Source organism: Aestuariirhabdus litorea (genome assembly GCF_003864255.1).
Lineage (GTDB): Bacteria > Pseudomonadota > Gammaproteobacteria > Pseudomonadales > Aestuariirhabdaceae > Aestuariirhabdus > Aestuariirhabdus litorea.
Genome location: NZ_QWEZ01000001.1, coordinates 1,085,172 through 1,103,446 on the forward strand (window position 1 = coordinate 1,085,172; position 18,275 = coordinate 1,103,446).

16 protein-coding genes are annotated in these 18,275 nt (G+C 50.8%); all 16 read left to right on the forward strand.

The window, feature by feature from the left end:
- Positions 1–44 precede the first annotated feature (44 nt).
- The 16 genes from D0544_RS05135 (at position 45) to D0544_RS05210 (ending at position 18,264) form a co-directional block, all read left to right on the forward strand.
- Positions 45–959 carry a glycosyltransferase gene (locus D0544_RS05135; RefSeq protein ID WP_125014923.1) on the forward strand — a complete coding sequence of 305 codons (915 nt, stop codon included), beginning with the start codon at positions 45–47 and terminating at the stop codon, positions 957–959.
- A 5-nt stretch (positions 960–964) separates the two neighbouring features.
- On the forward strand, positions 965–2,155 hold the full coding sequence (locus D0544_RS05140) for a hypothetical protein (protein ID WP_125014924.1): 1,191 nt from the start codon (positions 965–967) through the stop codon (positions 2,153–2,155).
- Positions 2,156–2,197: 42 nt separating this feature from the next.
- Positions 2,198–3,268: a glycosyltransferase family 4 protein gene (locus D0544_RS05145; protein ID WP_125014925.1), complete on the forward strand. Its 1,071-nt coding sequence runs from the start codon at positions 2,198–2,200 to the stop codon at positions 3,266–3,268.
- A 21-nt stretch (positions 3,269–3,289) separates the two neighbouring features.
- Positions 3,290–4,582 (forward strand): Vi polysaccharide biosynthesis UDP-N-acetylglucosamine C-6 dehydrogenase TviB, encoded by a 1,293-nt coding sequence (gene tviB, locus D0544_RS05150; RefSeq protein ID WP_125014926.1) that lies wholly within the window; start codon positions 3,290–3,292, stop codon positions 4,580–4,582.
- A gap of 60 nt (positions 4,583–4,642) precedes the next feature.
- Positions 4,643–5,668 carry an NAD-dependent epimerase/dehydratase family protein gene (locus D0544_RS05155; RefSeq protein ID WP_279387262.1) on the forward strand — a complete coding sequence of 342 codons (1,026 nt, stop codon included), beginning with the start codon at positions 4,643–4,645 and terminating at the stop codon, positions 5,666–5,668.
- A 7-nt stretch (positions 5,669–5,675) separates the two neighbouring features.
- Entirely contained in the window at positions 5,676–6,812 is a 1,137-nt protein-coding gene (locus tag D0544_RS05160; RefSeq protein ID WP_207905765.1) for a glycosyltransferase family 4 protein, read from the forward strand.
- The gene (locus D0544_RS05165) at positions 6,809–7,783 is read left to right on the forward strand and encodes a UDP-glucose 4-epimerase family protein (RefSeq protein ID WP_125014928.1); all 975 of its coding nucleotides are present in this window, start codon (positions 6,809–6,811) and stop codon (positions 7,781–7,783) included. The genes D0544_RS05160 and D0544_RS05165 overlap by 4 nt, the downstream gene beginning before the upstream one ends.
- Positions 7,783–8,334 carry a sugar transferase gene (locus D0544_RS05170; protein ID WP_125014929.1) on the forward strand — a complete coding sequence of 184 codons (552 nt, stop codon included), beginning with the start codon at positions 7,783–7,785 and terminating at the stop codon, positions 8,332–8,334. The genes D0544_RS05165 and D0544_RS05170 overlap by 1 nt, the downstream gene beginning before the upstream one ends.
- Before the next feature lie 26 nt (positions 8,335–8,360).
- Positions 8,361–9,716, forward strand: coding sequence for a phosphoglucosamine mutase (gene glmM / locus D0544_RS05175; protein ID WP_125014930.1), 1,356 nt, complete (start codon positions 8,361–8,363; stop codon positions 9,714–9,716).
- A 179-nt stretch (positions 9,717–9,895) separates the two neighbouring features.
- Entirely contained in the window at positions 9,896–10,303 is a 408-nt protein-coding gene (locus tag D0544_RS05180; protein ID WP_125014931.1) for an H-NS histone family protein, read from the forward strand.
- 148 nt (positions 10,304–10,451) lie between these two features.
- Positions 10,452–11,042, forward strand: a complete 591-nt coding sequence (gene cysC, locus D0544_RS05185) for an adenylyl-sulfate kinase (RefSeq protein WP_125014932.1) — start codon at positions 10,452–10,454, stop codon at positions 11,040–11,042.
- A gap of 96 nt (positions 11,043–11,138) precedes the next feature.
- Positions 11,139–12,875, forward strand: a complete 1,737-nt coding sequence (locus D0544_RS05190) for an SLC13 family permease (RefSeq protein WP_125014933.1) — start codon at positions 11,139–11,141, stop codon at positions 12,873–12,875.
- 161 nt (positions 12,876–13,036) lie between these two features.
- Positions 13,037–15,169: a type I secretion system permease/ATPase gene (locus tag D0544_RS05195; protein ID WP_125014934.1), complete on the forward strand. Its 2,133-nt coding sequence runs from the start codon at positions 13,037–13,039 to the stop codon at positions 15,167–15,169.
- Positions 15,166–16,542, forward strand: a complete 1,377-nt coding sequence (locus tag D0544_RS05200) for an HlyD family type I secretion periplasmic adaptor subunit (RefSeq protein ID WP_125014935.1) — start codon at positions 15,166–15,168, stop codon at positions 16,540–16,542. Before D0544_RS05195 ends, D0544_RS05200 begins: the two co-directional genes overlap by 4 nt.
- 35 nt (positions 16,543–16,577) lie before the next feature.
- Positions 16,578–16,790, forward strand: a complete 213-nt coding sequence (locus D0544_RS05205; RefSeq protein WP_125014936.1) for a hypothetical protein — start codon at positions 16,578–16,580, stop codon at positions 16,788–16,790.
- A gap of 73 nt (positions 16,791–16,863) precedes the next feature.
- Positions 16,864–18,264, forward strand: a complete 1,401-nt coding sequence (locus tag D0544_RS05210; protein WP_125014937.1) for a hypothetical protein — start codon at positions 16,864–16,866, stop codon at positions 18,262–18,264.
- Positions 18,265–18,275 lie beyond the last annotated feature (11 nt).

Here is an 18,275-nt window from a genome sequence, read left to right on the forward strand (position 1 = left end):
GAACTTGTTCGCAGGTTCCCTAACTCGGACATAAGATTGAACAAATGATTGAATTTTCGCCAAAGCCGCTCGTAAGTATTGTAATTCCTTGTTATAACCATGAAAAATACGTTCAGAAATGTATTGTAAGTGTTATGGAGCAAGATTATGAAAATATAGAGCTTATCATAATCGATGATGGCTCAAAGGATGGATCTGTAAGTAAAATTGAAGAACTGGTGGAAGAGTGTGAGGGGCGATTTGTAAGGTTTGAGTTTAGGGCAAGACCGAATAAAGGTTTGTGTGCGACTCTAAATGAAGCTATAGAATGGTGTAAAGGTGAATTTTATTCGGCAATTGCATCAGATGATATGATGTTGCCGGGAAAGACCAGCTTACAAGTGCAGTATTTCCAAAAACATCCAGAGTGTGATGCAGTTTTTGGTGGTATGTATATTATTGATGACAATGGAAAGGTCGTGAAGACGAGAAAAGGATTTAACGGTTTTGTTAGCTTCAAAGATCTTTTTTTGATGAAAAGATCTTTGGCCACGCCAACGCAAATGATCAGGCTTAAGAAATTAACTTCCGCAGGATTATATCCTCAAGGCCTTTATATCGAAGATTGGTATATGTGGCTTAGAATTAGTCATGCCGGTTCAATTATTTCATCATTAGACACCCCTTTAATTTATTATAGAAGGCATGAAAGTAACATGAGCGGAAAGGTGGATGTAATGAGTGCTGCAAGAAAGATTATTATCGCAGACTATAAAGACCATTCGCTGTATCGTAAGGCTCAAGCTGCTTGTCAATTATCTGAAGCTATTGATTTGCAGAGTTCATCGCAGAAAAAAAGTTTATATGCGTTTATGCGTGTTTTGCGTTTAAATCCCTTTGCGCTATTCGAAAAGCGTTCGTTTAACTACATTATAAAAATTTTATATTTACCAATCAAAAGTAAACTTTTTGTAAGGTAGTTTAAATGATTTATCCATATTTATTCTTGTTCCTATCTGCCTTTGATCCGCAGTTACCATTTTTTCCTAATGGCATAGGTTTTTCCCTGGTTGTTTCATTGTTATTGGCACCATTTTCTCTACTCAAGCTAAAAAATTCTGGAAAGAGTAATTGCAAATTTTTCATCAATAAGTCTTTGCCCTTATTTTCTATTTTTTTTGTAGCAGGTGCGTTTATTATTATAAGAATAATCATAAATGGTGGTGAGAATGTAGAGTTCATACTATCCTGGTTAAAGGCATTTTTTGTTTTTGTATCTTGTTTTTCTACGTACCTGATTTTTTACTCAGAAAAAAAACCTCCTGAATTCATAAAAGCATTGGTAATTGTGTACGTATTCAATGCGGTAGTGAATTTTTCGGCTGGTACCTATCCTGAATACTTCCAGTTCCTGAGTGTTTTTAAATCAAATGTAATCAGTGATAGTTTAGGTGCAAACCCTTATCGAAACTCTTTTATATCAGGTTCGGGCTATTTCAGTATAGGTACAGCCTATGGCTTGATTGTTTTTCTGTTTGCTTTTTATCTTGTGCATTCAAAATCTAAAAGTGCAATGCTGGCTATTTCAATCGCATTTACTGCAATAAGCGGTTTTTTTGCAGCAAGAACCGCCTTTTTTGCAATAGCACCTGCATTGTTCTATGTATTCAAGTCACGAATAATTTATTTCATTTTCTTTATGCTTACAGGTACAGCTCTTATATATCTTTTGCTGGACCTTCCTGCATTGCGGTCTTATAAAAATTGGATGATAAGTTTCTTTCTATTTTCTAGTGATCGGTCAGCGGAGTATCTGATTCAGCAGATGTATTTCTGGCCGGGTGAGGCTGTTGTTATTTTCGGGCTGGGCGCAGTTAATGATGGTACTTTTGTATACACTGATGCTGGTTATATGCAGGATATTCTATTTGGAGGTGTCCTATTCCTGCTAATAAAGCTGTGCTTTGTTCTTTATTTTGTGTATTTATTCTTATTCAAATATCCCCTATATGTTATGCTGGTTGTTTTTTCCATCCTCGCGTTTCATTTCAAAGGTCTTTTTTTGTATAATAATGCACAGGGTATGGCTGCTTTCTATTTCATATTCTTCTATTTGTGGTCGTTAAGTGAAAGGGGCGATACTAACTCGGGAGAAAGGTCAGTAGGTAGGCGCTGAGAGAGATGCGATTTTGAATTACTTTATTTTTAAATTATAATTATGTTGGTTAATGTTATTTCATCCTTGAAGGGTGGTGGTGCAGAGCTTCTTGTTAGGGAAATTAACAAAATATACAAAAAGCTTGGTGAGGATTCGTGTGCAATATATTTTTGTGGCGACCAGTCGGAGCTGCAAGAAGGTGAAGTTGTTTTTGGTTTAAATCCACGTAATCCTGTTAATATTTTTCGTGTGAGGAGGGTGTTAAAAAATATTATTTCGTTGTCTGATGAGGTTGTAGTTGTAAATGTTAACCTTACCTGGCCATTCTTTTATGTGGTGTTTGCATGTATAGGGTTGCGTAACTTGAAGCTTGTATATACTGAGCATAGCACTAATAATAAAAGAAGGGTGTTTCCAATAGTTAGGTTTTTAGACCGTTTTTTTTATTCTCGTTACTCTCGTGTTATTTGTATTAGTAATGGTGTTCGACAGTCTCTTGCTAAATGGGTAGGGCCTGAGATTGCCAAGCGTTTGGTGACTATTCCCAATGGTTCGCGGATCTACTCCCTGCCCGAAAGGCCTTTGCTAGATAGGCGGTTACCACATTTAATATCTGTAGGCTCACTCTCTTCTAGGAAGAACTTTGCTACATCAATCAGTGCCATTGCTCAGCTTAAGGATGAAATTGAAACTTACACTATCATTGGTGAAGGCCCAGACCGTACACGTCTTCAAAAGATCATTCAAAGCGAGCAATTGGAATATAAAGTACAGTTGCTGGGGTGGTCTGATGTCATAGAGTCACATCTGCATGCCGCTGATATCCAGCTTATCCCGTCCCTCTGGGAAGGCTTCGGTCTGGTGGCTGTGGAGGGTATGTCCACAGGTCTGCCCGTTGTTGCTTCCAACGTGGATGGCCTGCGAGAGGTATTGGGTGATTCAACCCCATCCGTTACTCTTGTGAATCAGCCAACGTCTGTTAATGAGTGGGTTTCTGCTATTCGTAAGGCGATAGTCGATATACATTCTATGGGGGCTCATAGCCTTGCTCAATCATCCAGGCAGCAGGCGCAAAAATTCACGTTGGATAAAATGGCTCAGAGTTATCTTGAAGTTTTCCGCCAATTATAACTTTATCAATTAGCAGCCAATATGGAGTATCTCAATTTGAGTATCGATTTCAATTATAATATTGCCATCATTGGCCTCGGCTACGTCGGCTTGCCCCTCGCGGTCGAATTTGGCAAACAATACCCAACTTTGGGTTTTGATATTAATACTGCACGTCTGGCTGAGCTTCAGCGAGGTCATGACAGTACGCTGGAAGTAGGCGATGATGAGCTGGCAGAAGCTCAGTACCTCTCCTACACCAGCACGCTTGAAGATCTCAAAGCCTGCAATGTGTTTATCGTAACCGTACCAACCCCCATTAATGAGCATAAGCAACCGGACCTTACACCGCTGATCAAGGCTAGCGAGATTATTGCCAAAGTGCTCAAGCAGGGTGATATCGTTATTTACGAATCCACCGTCTACCCCGGTGCAACCGAGGAGGATTGTGTGCCGGTGCTGGAGAGGGTATCGGGTCTCACCTTCAATAAGGACTTTTTCTGTGGTTACAGCCCTGAGCGTATTAATCCAGGCGACAAGGAGCATCGCGTTACGACCATCCTTAAGGTAACTTCCGGTTCAACACCCGAAGTGGCGGAAACCGTTGATCAGCTTTACCGTTCCATTATTACCGCCGGTACCCACAAGGCCAGCTCCATTAAGGTGGCAGAGGCCGCCAAGGTGATCGAGAACACCCAGCGTGATGTGAATATTGGTCTTATCAATGAATTGGCCTTGATTTTTAACAAACTCGGTATCGATACCGAAGAGGTGTTGAAAGCCGCCGGTACCAAGTGGAATTTCCTGCCGTTTCGCCCTGGTCTGGTGGGCGGTCATTGCATAGGTGTTGATCCCTATTACCTTACCCATAAGGCTCAGGCCGTCGGCTACCATCCTGATATCATCTTGGCTGGTCGCCGTTTGAATGATGGCATGGGCGCCTATGTGGCCAGCCAGTTGGTCAAGGGAATGTTGAGAAAACGCATTCAGGTTGAGGACTCCCGTGTATTGCTCATGGGTCTTACCTTCAAGGAAAATTGCCCGGACCTTCGCAATACAAAAGTGGTTGATATCGTCAGCGAGTTGCGGGACTACGGTGTTCAGGTAGATTGCTACGATCCCTGGATTAATCCACAGGAAGCCCAGCATGAGTACGCCATCACTCCTATTCATGAACCAAAATCGGGTGATTACGATGCAGTGGTGATTGCTGTGGCGCATAAGCAGTTTGCCGATATGGGGGCTAGTGAGATCCGTGCCCTTGGTAAGCCAGTACATGTACTCTATGACCTGAAATACATTCTTCCGGCTGATGCCAGCGACCTGCGCTTGTAACTCCCTTTCTGTACCATTTTATTAAGGATGCTTAGCCCTCAATAAAGGCTGAGCATATGGATGATGACTGCCTATTCTCAATTACTTGAAACTCTACCAGACGACCCCAAAGTCTGGCTGATCACCGGTGTGGCCGGTTTTATCGGATCAAATCTGCTGGAACACTTGCTGAAGCTCAACCAGCGAGTGGTAGGTCTGGATAATTTTGCCACCGGTCACCGGCACAACCTTGATGAAGTTGAGCGAATGGTAAGCCCACAGCAATGGCCCGGGTTTACTTTTTTAGAAGGTGATATCCGTAATCTGGAAGATTGTCAGCGAGCCTGTAGTGGGGTGGATTATGTGCTGCATCAGGCCGCGCTCGGATCGGTTCCGCGCTCCATTAATGATCCGATCACGAGTAATGCCACCAATATCTGTGGCTTTTTGAATATGCTGGTGGCTGCTCGTGATGCCGGTGTGAAGAGCTTTACTTACGCGGCCAGCAGTTCAACCTACGGCGATCATCCGGCACTGCCCAAGGTTGAAGAAAATATTGGCAAGCCACTCTCACCCTACGCGGTGACAAAATATGTCAACGAGCTTTATGCCGATGTGTTTGCCAAAACCTATAGCTTCAATACTATTGGTCTTCGCTATTTTAATGTGTTCGGTAAACGCCAGGATCCCAATGGGGCCTATGCCGCCGTTATCCCGAAATGGACCGCTGCAATGATTCAGGGGGATGATGTTTTTATCAACGGGGATGGTGAAACCAGCCGCGACTTCTGTTTTATCGAAAATGCAGTCCAAGCCAATCTATTGGCAGCTACAGCAGATTCTAAGGCGAAAAATGAGGTTTACAACGTGGCAGTGGGTGATCGTACTACCCTGAACGATCTTTTTAATGCTCTTCAAGCCGCGTTGAAGGAAAATGGTAAGCCCTATAAGAACTCTCCGGTGTATCGTGATTTTCGTGTCGGTGATGTGCGTCACTCCCAAGCCGATATTAGTAAGGCTGCCAGCATGCTGGGTTATGCGCCTGTGTACCCCATTATGGATGGCATAGCCAAGGCGATGCCTTGGTATATTGAGAATGCGGGATAAGTGTAACTTGGCTATCCGACCTAAAGTTGTTCTGTTCGTGGTGAATGCGCCGGAATTTTTTCTGTCTCACCGTTTTCCGTTGGCCGTTGCTGCACAGAGTGCGGGTTATGAAGTGCATGTGGCAACCGCTGACGGCGCTGATGTAGCTCACATTCAAGCTAGCGGATTTACCCACCATGTAGTGCCTTTTGCACGAAGTGGCCAGAATCCTTTGAATGAATTGACTACTCTTTGGTGCTTGCTTAGTCTCTCTCGACGACTAAAGCCGGACTTGATGCACCTTATCACGATCAAGCCTGTGCTCTATGGCGGTATTGCCGCGAGAGTAGCAGGTATAAAAGCTGTCGTTAGCGCTGTTTCTGGGTTGGGGACGGTTTTTATGGCTGAATCGAAATCTGCAAGGGTACGTCGATGGTTGGTAACCGGCTTGTATCGCTCTGCATTTAAGCAGAGGCGCTTGGCGGTTATTTTTCAAAACCCGGATGATCGTGATACTTTGCTTTCTCTTGGAGCCCTAACGCAAAATCAGGTGCGCATGATTCGAGGTTCAGGGGTTGTCCTCGAGGACTATCCGTGTGTGCCGGAACCTGAGGGTGTCCCCGTAGTAGTGATGGCGGCGCGCTTGCTCAAGGATAAAGGTGTATTTGAGTTTGTTGAGGCAGCAAGGCTGATTAAGCAGCGTGGTGTGCAAATAGTCGTGCGATTGATCGGTTCCCCCGACCCTGGTAATCCTACCAGTGTGACTCAGCAGGAGCTGGATCAGTGGGCTGATGAAAGTGGTATTGAGTTATTAGGTTATCGCAATGATATAGCTAGGCAGTATGCGGGTGCTAGCATTGTTTGCCTTCCATCATATCGAGAAGGTTTACCAAAGAGTTTGGTTGAGGCTGCTGCCTGCGGGCGTGCGGTTGTGACTACGGATGTGCCAGGGTGCAGGGATGCCATTACTCCTGGTGAAACTGGGATCTTGGTGCCGGTTAAAGATCCAGTTGCACTGGCTGATGCCATTCAAACTTTGGCAGAGAATCGAACGTTGCGCCTGAAAATGGGGCTTGCTGGCAGGAATTTGGCTGAAACTGAATTTGCGATTGAGAAGATTGTAGAGCAACACATGGGGATTTATCAGGAGCTTATCAACCCATGAGGGAGCTATCAAATATACTGCTGACCGGCGCGACAGGGTTTGTTGGCTATTATCTGTTGGGGCAGTTAGCTGATCGTGAAAGGATTAAAGTTGAAGTCGCGCTGCGTTCAGATAGAGACTTTGATCACTGTCTCTCACACGCTGTTGGCGATTTCGCTGATAAGACTTGTTGGTCAAACGCCTTAACCGATAAACAAGTCGTCATCCACGCTGCCGCCCGTGCCCACATCATGAAAGACGAAGCGGCAGATCCCTTGGCTGAATATCGCAGGGTCAATGTCGCTGGCACTCTTAACCTTGCCCGCCAGGCCGCTGCGGCCGGTGTGAAACGTTTTATCTTTATCAGCTCCATCAAGGTAAACGGTGAACGGACCTTGGGTAATGCACGTTTTACCCATTTGGATATCCCCGCACCGGAAGATGCCTACGGTGTATCCAAGGCCGAGGCAGAGTCGGGCTTGCTTGCATTGGCTGAAGAGACGGGTCTGGAGGTGGTTATCATCAGGCCTCCATTGGTCTATGGCCCAGGGGTGAAAGCAAATTTTGCGTCTCTGTTGAATCTGGTGAACAAAGGTACTCCTTTGCCTTTTGGTGCTATTACCTCGAACCGGCGCAGCCTGGTTTCAGTTCACAATCTGGTTGATTTAATTATCACCTGTATTGATCACCCCAAGGCGGCTAATAAAATCTTCCTGGTCTCCGATGATCATGATCTTTCTACCGCCCAAATGATCGATGAAATGTCACGTGCTTTGGGTGTATCCAAGCGTAATTTCCCGCTACCACTCTGGATTTTCGACCTGGCAGGTAAAGTGTTGCGCAAGGAAGCAGTGGTTGCACGTTTGACCGGTTCGCTCTCTCTCGATATTTCGTACACCAAAGAGACCTTGGGGTGGACTCCTCCACAAAGCGTTGCCAGTGGTTTTAAAGAGACCGCCATTTCTTTCAATGAAATTATGGGTTCACAATAATGATTCGAGTCATAGATTTTTTCGCTTCGCTATTAGGGCTTCTATTTCTTTGGCCTATTCTTTTGCTGGTTGTGATAGTTGGCTTGTTTGATACAGGGTCTCCTGTGTTTATTCAGACGCGTGTGGGTAGACATCAGAAGCCATTCAAACTGATTAAGTTTCGTACCATGAGTGTCGATACGGCTTCGGTGGCAAGCCATTTGGCCAGCAGTTCCTCAATCACCAAGCTCGGCGCGTTTTTGAGAAAAACCAAGCTCGATGAACTTCCACAGCTGATCAATGTTCTCAAGGGTGATATGAGCCTGGTTGGCCCTCGTCCCAACCTCTTTAATCAAGAGGAACTCATTAAAGAGCGCGAAACTCTGGGTGTTTATGACGTTCTGCCGGGTATCACCGGATTGGCGCAAATCAATAATATTGATATGTCGACCCCTGCACTGTTAGCTAAAACAGACCGGGAGATGATTGACTCCCTCACCTTGAAGGGCTATTTCCGCTATATCCTGATGACGGCAACCGGAAGCGGTGCCGGTGATGCGGTTAAGAAATAAACCGGCTTAAATTTAAGAGTATATTTATGACACGACACTATTTCGGCACCGACGGGGTGCGTGGGCGTGTGGGTGAGTTTCCCATGACCCCTGATTTCGCCATGCGCTTGGGATGGGCCGCCGGCAAGGTTTTGGCAGCTTCCGGTACCAAAGAGGTGCTGATCGGCAAGGACACTCGGGCCAGTGGTTATATGCTCGAATCGGCGCTGGAGGCGGGGTTCTCCGCCGCGGGTATCAATATTGCGCTGGCTGGCCCCTTGCCAACCCCGGCCGTGGCTTATCTCACCTCTACTTTTCGTGCCGATGCCGGGGTCGTGATTAGCGCCTCCCATAACCCCTACTATGACAATGGGATCAAGTTCTTTTCCGGCGAGGGTACCAAGCTTTCGGACCAGCAGGAGCATGATATTGAAGCGTTGCTTGCCTTGGCCCTGGAACAGGGCATTGAGTGTGTCGAAAGCGCCGCGTTGGGTAAGGCTCGCCGGGTGGATGATGCGTCAGGTCGTTATATCGAGTTTTGTAAGGGTACCTTTCCCGCCCAGCTTAATTTACGGGGGCTCAAGATTGTGGTTGATAGCGCAAACGGTGCTGCCTACAAGATCGCCCCTGCCGTTTACAGGGAACTGGGAGCCGATGTGATCAGCATTAATGATCAACCCAACGGTGTGAACATTAATGCTGAGTGCGGAGCGACCCATCTCGATAGCCTGGTAGCCGCTGTTAAGGAGCATGGCGCGGATCTCGGCATCGCCCTCGATGGGGACGCCGATCGCTTAATGCTGGTCGATGATCAGGGAGAGGTGGTCGATGGCGACCAGATTCTGTTTATATTGGCTCGTTCGGCCTTGGATAAGGGAACTCTTAAAGGGGGAGTGGTCGGCACCCAGATGAGTAATCTGGGGTTGGAGCTTGCCCTTGCCGATCACAACATCCCTTTCGTCCGTGCCAAGGTCGGTGATCGTTATGTCATGGAACAACTTCATCAGCGGGGATGGTGCCTGGGGGGCGAAAACTCGGGCCATATTCTGGTGCTGGATGAGGTGACCACCGGTGATGCTATCGTTGCCTCCCTGCAGGTGTTGGCGGCAGCGCTGGAGAACAATACTTCATTAGCGCAGCTCAAGGCCGGTATGGTTAAGTTTCCACAGCAGCTGATTAATGTTCGCTTTGGCAAGGATGTGCAGGATCCTTTGACCGACAATCGTGTGGTCCAGGCGGTTAATGACGCCGAGCATTCGCTCGATAATCGGGGCCGTGTATTGCTGCGTAAATCGGGTACCGAGCCCCTGATCCGGGTTATGGTGGAAGCCGACGATGAGCGGCTTTGTACCCGGCATGCGGAGCATCTGGCAGAGGTGATACGCAATATAACGGCAGCCTGATATAAGATCCCGCTTCGGCGGGATTTTTTGATCCATTTTATGCGGGCACCTTAAACATAAACTTAATCCACGACAAAATATAAATACATCGATGTTTTCTTTTGCCAGTTGTTTTTATCTAAAGGTCGTATAATAATTAACCCATCTTTAAACTATTCATTCAAAGAAGGATATTAAGAATGTCTGACCTTGGTAAATCTCTGTTAAAGAAAACCACTCTGAATAAGACCATCAAGTCTCTTACTAACCAGGAGCTTGAAAAGCTTGCTGCTAACCTTGGCGATGTCATTAAAAAGCGCAAGGCCGACGAGAAAAAGCAGATTGAATCCAAAAAGCAGAAAAAGCTTGAGGAGATCAAAAAGCTGATGAACGAGGCGGGGTTGAGCCCGAAAGACCTTGGCGTTGAAAAGGCAAAACGTGGCCGCAAGGCTAAAGCGCCTAAAAAGGCTGGCACCAAGGTGGCTGCCAAATATCAGATCACCGATGCCGAGGGTAAGGTTCACCAGTGGACTGGACGTGGTCGCACTCCCAAGGTGTTTCAGGCCTACTTTGACCAAGGGCATACCAAAGAGGAGTGCCTCATCTAGGAGCGCTCGCCTCTGTCGTATTCAAGGCCCCTAAGCAGGGGCTTTTTTCGTTGAGCCTTACATACTATGGATAGGATGGGTTGGCGTTATAGTGGCCCCCTACCTAGAATGGACTGCAAAGGATTTTATCAATCAGGGTGGGTGCATAATGAGCAATATCGTATGGCATGATCAGGCGGTTACCAAGGCCGATAGAGCCCGGCTGGCTAAGCAGAAGCCTTGTCTGGTCTGGTTTACCGGACTCAGTGGTTCTGGAAAGTCAACCATCGCCAATGCCCTGGAGCAGGAACTCCACCGCCGAGGGTTTCATACCTATCTGCTCGACGGTGACAATGTTCGCCACGGTTTGAATAAAGATCTGGGTTTTACCGATGAAGATCGGGTGGAGAATATCCGCCGTATCGGGGAGATGGCCAAGCTCTTTGTCGATGCCGGAGTCATTGTTATGAGCGCTTTTATCTCTCCCTTTGCGGCCGAGCGCGATATGGTGCGGGGTCTGCTGGATACCGAAGAGTTTATTGAAGTCTATATGAACGCCCCCCTGGATGTCTGTGAGGAGCGTGACCCCAAAGGCCTCTACCAAAAAGCACGTAGGGGAGAGATCCAGAACTTTACCGGTATCGACTCCGCGTATGAAATTCCCCGCAAGCCCGATGTGACTATCGATACCGGAACCTTACCGGTAGAGGCCTGTGTAGGGCGTCTCATCGACTATATGGAGGCGAACGGGTATATCTAGCAGCAACTGAATAATGCCCTGCGTACCTGTACGCGGAGGTCGGGCTTCAGCCCGACAAACCGAACCAGCGTTAGGGCGTGATACAAGGATCTTATCATGGCGAGCGCTGAATGGATCGTATTGCTGGCGTTGGTGGCGCTGCTGGCAGCGCTGGTGACGACCCGTGTCCGCCCGGCATTTCTGTTCGGCGGTTGCTTGCTCGGCCTCTACCTTCTGGGACTGATAGAACGCTCCCAGATGCTTTCCAACTTTATCAACGGTTCCCTGCTGACCCTGCTGCTGCTTCTGCTGGTGTCGGTAGGGCTGGAAAAAAGTCGGCTGCTGGATTGGGCAACGCGAACGCTTCTGAATCGCGGCGAGCGCCGCTCGCTGTTGCGCCTGGGTTCCCTGGCTGCGCTCCTGTCGGCCTTTCTCAACAACACCGCGGTGGTCGCTGCACTTATGGGACGCATCGCTTCCCAGGAGCGTATTGCCCCCTCCCGTTTGTTGATCCCGCTCTCCTACGGCGCTGTGTTGGGGGGCACCACAACCCTTATCGGTACCTCCACCAACCTGATCGTAAACAGTTTTGTAGAGGCGGCGGGGGGGACTCCGCTGGGATTGAGTGACTTCATGTGGGTAGGTATACCGCTTGCAGTCGCCGGCATATTGGCCTGCGTTCTCCTGGGGCCCAGGTTACTGCCCAGCTACCCATCAGTGAAGCGGCAGCAGCGCCGTTATTTCGCTGAAGCCCGGGTCGAGGAGGGGGCGCCGCTTGTAGGCCGGACGGTGCGGGAAAACAAACTGCGCCAACTCGATAAACTTTTCCTGGTGGAGTTGGTGCGGGGCGAGCGTGTTATTGCGCCGGTAAGTCCCGACCTGCTCCTCGAGGCGGGCGATCGTTTGCTGTTTAATGGCGAAACGGGGAACTTGCAGCAACTGGATGCCATCGAGGGGTTGGCACTGCCCCACGAAGCCGAAGGGGGCGAAGCAATACAGGGGGGCATGGCAGAGGCGGTGGTTTCCAACACTTCCAGCCTGGTGGGTAAGTCGCTTAAGCATACGGGATTTCGCAGCCGCTACGACGCAGCTGTGGTTGCGGTCAATAGAGGACATGAGCAACTCTCGGGTAAGCTCGGGAGCATAGAGCTGCAGGTGGGAGACTGTTTGCTGCTCTCTGCCGGAGAGGATTTTGAACAGCGGGCTCGCGATAGCGGCGATCTGCACCTGATCAGTAGCGAACAGGGAGGAGGGCGCTTGAGCCCCAGGGGTAGCCTGGTTTCATTACTTGCCTTCATCACCGTTATCGCCCTGGCCGCCAGTGGCCTGCTGCCACTGTTCGATGGTTTGATCCTTTTGCTGAGCCTCTATCTGCTGTCGGGCTGGGTCAGTGTTCCCGAGCTGGTACAACGCTTCCCCTACCAGCTATTGCTGGTGATCGGCAGCGCCCTGGGTATTGCCCAGGTCGTACAGGATGTAGGGCTGGTAGACCGGGCGGTGGCGCTCGTGGTTCCGGATGCGAGCAGCGCCTCTCCCTGGGTGGCGCTACTCAGCATCTACCTGCTCACCATGGTACTGACGGAGCTGGTGACCAATAACGTGGCCGCGGCCCTGGCATTCCCGGTAGCCTGGGGGCTGGCCGAAAGTTTGGGTGTCTCCACCATGCCCTTCGTCATGGTGGTCGCCTATGGCGCCAGCGCCAGCTTTCTTACCCCCTACGGTTACCAGACCAACCTTATGGTATACGGCGCCGGTAACTATCGCTTCGTCGACTACCTGCGGATGGGGTTCCCCATCAGCCTCATCTACGGCCTGTTGGTGATGTGGCTGGTGCCACTGTTTTTCCCTTTCTAGTTTCGCCAGTCCCTCCTGCCCACCACCTACGCAGAAAAACTGTGATCTCCTACACGCAAATGGGGATCGTCCTGTTTCTTGTATGGAGTCTATTTTTTTACTATCGCAGCTCAAGCTTTGTACAGATGTATGCCTCATAACCAACAAAGGATTGTTGGCACATGGATAAGGACACCTTTACTCAGTCGGGCTTGCCGGCCCTGGTAATCGGTGCACGCCTGTTGGGCGTAGCCGCTTCTGTACCGCAGTTACAGCACCGTTTTCCCCCCGCGCCGGAGTCCGATGAACTCAAGCAGCTGGTCCGGATCGCCAAGTCGGTGGGGTTGAGGGCCCGCTTACACAGTACCTCCACCCTCCAGCTACTGAAGCTTCCTATGCCGCTACTGGCCCGCTATAAAGATGGGCGGTTTATAGTGGTGGTTCGCCGTGAGAAAGGAGAGGTACTGGTACAGGATCCAGCCAAGACGGCACCCGAGCGCCTATCCGTGGATGTACTGGACAACCTGGTGAGTGGCGACTGTATTTTGCTGCAAACGGCTGGCGGAAGGGGGGCTGGCAGTCGTCGCTTTGATATCCGTTGGTTCATACCCGCGCTAAAAAAACACCGAAAGCTGCTTACCGAAGTTCTTCTCGCCTCGGTGTTTATCCAGCTCTTCTCGCTGGTCACGCCGCTCTTTTTCCAGGTCATTATTGATAAGGTGCTTGCTCACAAGGGCTATACGACCCTCGATGTGCTGGCTTTTGGGCTACTGGTGATTGCGTTGTTTGAGGTGGCACTGGGCACCTTGCGAAACTACCTGTTTGCCCATACCAGCAACCGTATCGACCTGATCCTGGGTGCCCGTCTGTTCGACCACCTGATCCACCTTCCCATCGCCTACCACCAGCGCCGGCGTACGGGAGAGACGGTGGCACGGGTTCGGGAGCTCGATAGCCTGAGGCAGTTTTTGACCGGCTCTGCACTGACGCTGTGCGTAGATCTTCTCTTCAGCCTGTTGTTTTTTCTGGTGCTCTACCTGTATAGCCCGCTGCTGTGCTCTATCGTCGCCGTTTCGATTCCTTGTTATGTGGCGCTGTCGGCTTTGGTGACGCCCCTGTTGAAAGCGCGCCTGGAGGAGAAGTTTCAACTCGGAGCCGCCAATCAATCTTTTTTGGTGGAATCGGTCAGCGGTATTGAGACTCTTAAATCAATGGCCGTTGAACCCCGCATGCAGCGCCAGTGGGAGGATCAGCTGGCCGCCTATGTGCGCGCCGATTTCCGCGCTTCGCAACTGGGAAACCTGGCGAGCCAGCTGGCGTTCGGCATCAGCAAACTGGTCACCGTTGCGATACTCTGGGTGGGGGCTCAGCAGGTGATCGCCGGTGCTATGAGTGTCGGTATGCTGGTTGCGTTTAATATGATCGCGGCTCGTATCAACGCCCCCATACTGCGCCTTGTCCAGCTGTGGCAGGATTTCCAGCAGGCGGGACTTTCCATCGAGCGCCTGGGTGAAATTCTCAATATTCCGACCGAAAATAGAAACTCTACCCGCACCAGCAGTGCAGGGGTGATCCAGGGTCGTATCCGCTTTGAGCAGGTCGGTTTCCGCTATGACCCCCAACGCCCTGCTGCCCTGAGGCAGCTCTCTTTTGAGATAAAGGCGGGTGAAATAGTTGGCATAATCGGGCGGTCGGGCTCGGGGAAAAGCACCATCGCCCGTTTACTGCAGCGCTTATACCTGCTTGAAAGTGGCCGGATAATGGTCGATGAGATGGATCTGGCGGTGGCCGATCCCGACTGGTTGCGTCAGCAGGTGGGGGTGGTATTGCAGGATAACTTCCTCTTTAACCGCTCGATTCGCGATAACATCGCGCTCGCCGACCCGGGGGCTTCACTGGAACGGGTGATGCAGGTTGCGCAACTGTCCGGTGCCCATGAGTTTATCCTGCAGCTTCCCGAGGGCTATGACACCGAGGTGGGCGAGCAGGGCTGTGGACTTTCAGGAGGGCAGAAGCAGCGCATCGCCATCGCGCGGGCACTGCTAAAGGATCCGCGTATCCTGATTTTTGATGAGGCCACCAGTGCCCTCGATTATGAATCGGAGCGGGTGATCCAGCAGCAACTGCGCAGAATAGCCCGGAACCGAACGCTGATCATCATCGCTCACCGGCTGTCGACGGTGGCCGAAGCGAATAAGATTCTGGTCATGGAGCAGGGGCACCTGGTCGAGCAGGGTGCCCCTGCGGAGTTACTTAAGCTCAAGGGGCACTATGCACGGATGCTTGCGCTGCAGGCTGGTGGAGCGGGCCCATGATAGCGGCAGGCCGCCTTCAGAGGTGGAGAAGCGCCTGGCAAGCTCGACGGCAGGAGCGCCTGCGTTGTGCCTTCCTTCCCGATGCACTCGCAGTCGAACAGTCAGCGCCTAACCCATTGGGTCGACTGTTCAGCCTGATGATCATGGGACTATTTGTTGTTGCACTTGGGTGGGGATGGTTTGGCCAGATCGATATAGTGGCGGTTGCCCGAGGCAAGCTGGTACCGGTTGTGGGGGTCGCCTCGATTCAGTCTGAGTTGATGGGGCGAATAATGACGCCGCCTGTAAAGGAGGGAGCACTGGTAAAAGCCGGAGATCTCCTTGTGACGCTCGACGACACCATGATCCGCGCCGATATAGAGAGCCTGGGCGAGCAGATAAGCGTGGTTCTGGAGCGGCTCGAAAGGCAACGAGCGCGTCGAGGTCTGGTCGATCATATGGGCACCATCCCCCTGGGACAGCTGCTGCTCGATGCTGAGCCTCCACGCACAACGAGTACCCCTCTCTTAGAGCGTCAGTGGCAACAGCTACTCGCTGTTCGGTTTGGGAACAGGGCGCGTGTTAACGCCCTGGAGGCTCAACGGCATGACGTAGAGGCCGAACAGAAAAAGCTTACCCGAATCTTACCGATGCAGCGTGAACGGCGTGATGCCTTACACGCACTCTATCTGCAAAAGTTGGCTCCGAGGCTGCAGTACCTTGATGCAGAGCAACGCTATATCGAAGTGGAGTCGTCGCTGGATAGCCTTCAAGCCCGGTGGGCTCGGGTTCAGGCCGACATCCAAAGAACCCTGACGGAGGACCAACAGCTTCTGGCCACCCAGGCTGCGGAGGCACTTTCTCTGGAGGAGTCACTGGCGCTGGAGCTACAGAAGCTGGGGCAGCTGATGGTAAAGGTTCAACGGGAGCTGGCCAGTACCCTTATCACTTCCCCCATCGATGGAGTGGTTCGTCATGTAATACCTTTAACGCAGGGCACGGTCATTCCGGCAGCCCAGCTACTGATGGAGGTTGTACCTGCCACCGGTGATCTACAGGCAGAGGTTTGGGTGCAGAACCGGGATGTGGGTTTCGTCTCCGTAGGCCAGAGCACTCAAGTGAAAGTGGACAGTTTCAACTACACGCGTTACGGCGATATCCCGGGCCAGATTGATCTGGTGTCGGCCGATGCCAGCGATGAGAGCGGGAAGGGACCTGTCTATAAAGCCCTGGTTTCACTCTCTTCCAACACTCTAGCCGTTGACGGGGTGGAGCAGCGTCTGCTGGCCGGTATGGATGTATCGGTAGAGATTAAAACGGGAACACGAAGGATACTCGATTTTTTCATTTCGCCACTTTTGCGATATGGGAGTGAGAGTATCCGTGAGCGCTAATATCTCTACAGGAAAAACATAGAGGGAGGGGTAGGATGCTACTCGATTACTTTGATCCTGAATATACGATGTTATGCATAGGCTTGTTGGTGGCGATCATTATGCTGGGGCTATGTCTTCAGGAGTATGACTCCATTAAAGCCTTTGAACGAGAGATTGAAGAGGACCTGAAAAATCCCCCTAAACCTATCTACCAGCATGATTTGAAGGCCTTTTCACAAGATGACAACTCGCAGGACAAGAGGTGATCGATGCACATTCATTGCAGCTTAACCGTTTTTTCAGCGCAACCTAGCACTTCATCAAAGGGTGGAGGTTGAGATGAAAGGGCTACGAAACCGGGTTCAGGCAGGGTTTCTGCTATTAGCCCTGATGGGTTCCTTGCCAGCGGCAGCGGGCTATCTGGTGAAGGGCAACAACTACACCGAGCGCTTCGGCGGCACGGTGATGGAGGGTAAGGGCAAGTTTGATATCAACGCCTGGGGGTATACTCCTGCCTTTGCGAAGCGGTTTGCAATGCCGAATCGTTGGCTGGAACCTGAGCTGTCGGGGGTAGAGGGGATCGCCTTTCGCACCGAGGTTTACGCTTACGAGCCCTGGCGCCCCGCCGAGTGCCTGTTCGATCTCTACCTGAATCAGGAGGCGGAGATCCCCTGGCTGGTGGGCATTAACGAGTCGGGCCGGCGCTATATCTATCCCCATTCACCGGAGCCCATCGCCCAGCTGAAGCTGCTTCGCGAGGCGGACCGGCAATGGGCCCGGCGCGCGGTGGGTATCGCTGAAACCGACTCCGCCGGTCGCCATCAGCTGAACTGGGTGGCCGGTGATCGGGTGGTTCCGCTGCGGGTACGCAACTACCAGCGCTCCATCGGCAAGGGGCTGGATCGCCTGCTGCTGGTGTTTGACTGCCAGCAGATGCCGGGGAGTGCCGGCGAGTTGGTGTTGGGGAGTTACCGTATCGGCCTGACCGACAGCTATCTGGAGCGGGTTCGTTTTTACCATCAGGCAAGACGCGATGAGCCCTTTTACCTTACCGAGGACCGGGTAATCGATATCCCCCCAACGGTCTACCAGTGGGTCTATACCCGCGACTTTGCCGAGCGTTTTGGCCTCCCGGAGCAGTGGATTGACGAGGATCTGCAGGGGGTTGAGGCGGTGGTCTATTACTGGAAAAAGGATGGAGGTGTCACCTTTTTGAGAAAGCCAGGGCACTTGGTTGCAGGTGGCCCCTATATCGATTTTATCTTTAGCAATGAGCAGGTGGCTAAGGCTTTCCCTGAACCTCGCAGTGCCGGTGGTCCCAGCCGTCATCTGGGCTCCTTCCGCTATCTCTTTGAAGCCGATAAGGCGGTGAGGGTAAACCGGGATTGGTTTGCTGGGGGGACAAATATCAGTTACCAGGCTGTCCGTCTTAAGGGTGACGTCCCTGTTCATGGCGGAGGGGTTCCGGTCTTCTGGTTTGACCGCGAGATATTAAATGACTTTGTGCTTATGCATGGTAGTACCCATATGACTTTCAAAGCAGAGGACTATCAAATGCTGCTCTTTACCGTCGGGCGAGGCGATTTAGTGGCACGGGATGGGAGGCCCTACAGCATCGACCATCGGTTTTATATCCCCGGTCAGTTTTTAGACCGAACAAGGAGCTATCTGGATCTTCGAGAGGTTCCAGATATCCCTCGAGTCTATGGTGCTTCATTGGAGTCCTTAACAAAGCAATAGAACACTATCGC

Coding starts and splice junctions, on each gene's coding strand:
- D0544_RS05135 (WP_125014923.1), top strand. CDS start 45: ATGATTGAATTTTCGCCAAAGCCGCTCGTAAGTATTGTAATTCCTTGT.
- D0544_RS05140 (WP_125014924.1), top strand. CDS start 965: ATGATTTATCCATATTTATTCTTGTTCCTATCTGCCTTTGATCCGCAG.
- D0544_RS05145 (WP_125014925.1), top strand. CDS start 2,198: ATGTTGGTTAATGTTATTTCATCCTTGAAGGGTGGTGGTGCAGAGCTT.
- tviB (WP_125014926.1), top strand. CDS start 3,290: ATGGAGTATCTCAATTTGAGTATCGATTTCAATTATAATATTGCCATC.
- D0544_RS05155 (WP_279387262.1), top strand. CDS start 4,643: ATGATGACTGCCTATTCTCAATTACTTGAAACTCTACCAGACGACCCC.
- D0544_RS05165 (WP_125014928.1), top strand. CDS start 6,809: ATGAGGGAGCTATCAAATATACTGCTGACCGGCGCGACAGGGTTTGTT.
- D0544_RS05170 (WP_125014929.1), top strand. CDS start 7,783: ATGATTCGAGTCATAGATTTTTTCGCTTCGCTATTAGGGCTTCTATTT.
- glmM (WP_125014930.1), top strand. CDS start 8,361: ATGACACGACACTATTTCGGCACCGACGGGGTGCGTGGGCGTGTGGGT.
- D0544_RS05180 (WP_125014931.1), top strand. CDS start 9,896: ATGTCTGACCTTGGTAAATCTCTGTTAAAGAAAACCACTCTGAATAAG.
- cysC (WP_125014932.1), top strand. CDS start 10,452: ATGAGCAATATCGTATGGCATGATCAGGCGGTTACCAAGGCCGATAGA.
- D0544_RS05190 (WP_125014933.1), top strand. CDS start 11,139: ATGGCGAGCGCTGAATGGATCGTATTGCTGGCGTTGGTGGCGCTGCTG.
- D0544_RS05195 (WP_125014934.1), top strand. CDS start 13,037: ATGGATAAGGACACCTTTACTCAGTCGGGCTTGCCGGCCCTGGTAATC.
- D0544_RS05200 (WP_125014935.1), top strand. CDS start 15,166: ATGATAGCGGCAGGCCGCCTTCAGAGGTGGAGAAGCGCCTGGCAAGCT.
- D0544_RS05205 (WP_125014936.1), top strand. CDS start 16,578: ATGCTACTCGATTACTTTGATCCTGAATATACGATGTTATGCATAGGC.
- D0544_RS05210 (WP_125014937.1), top strand. CDS start 16,864: ATGAAAGGGCTACGAAACCGGGTTCAGGCAGGGTTTCTGCTATTAGCC.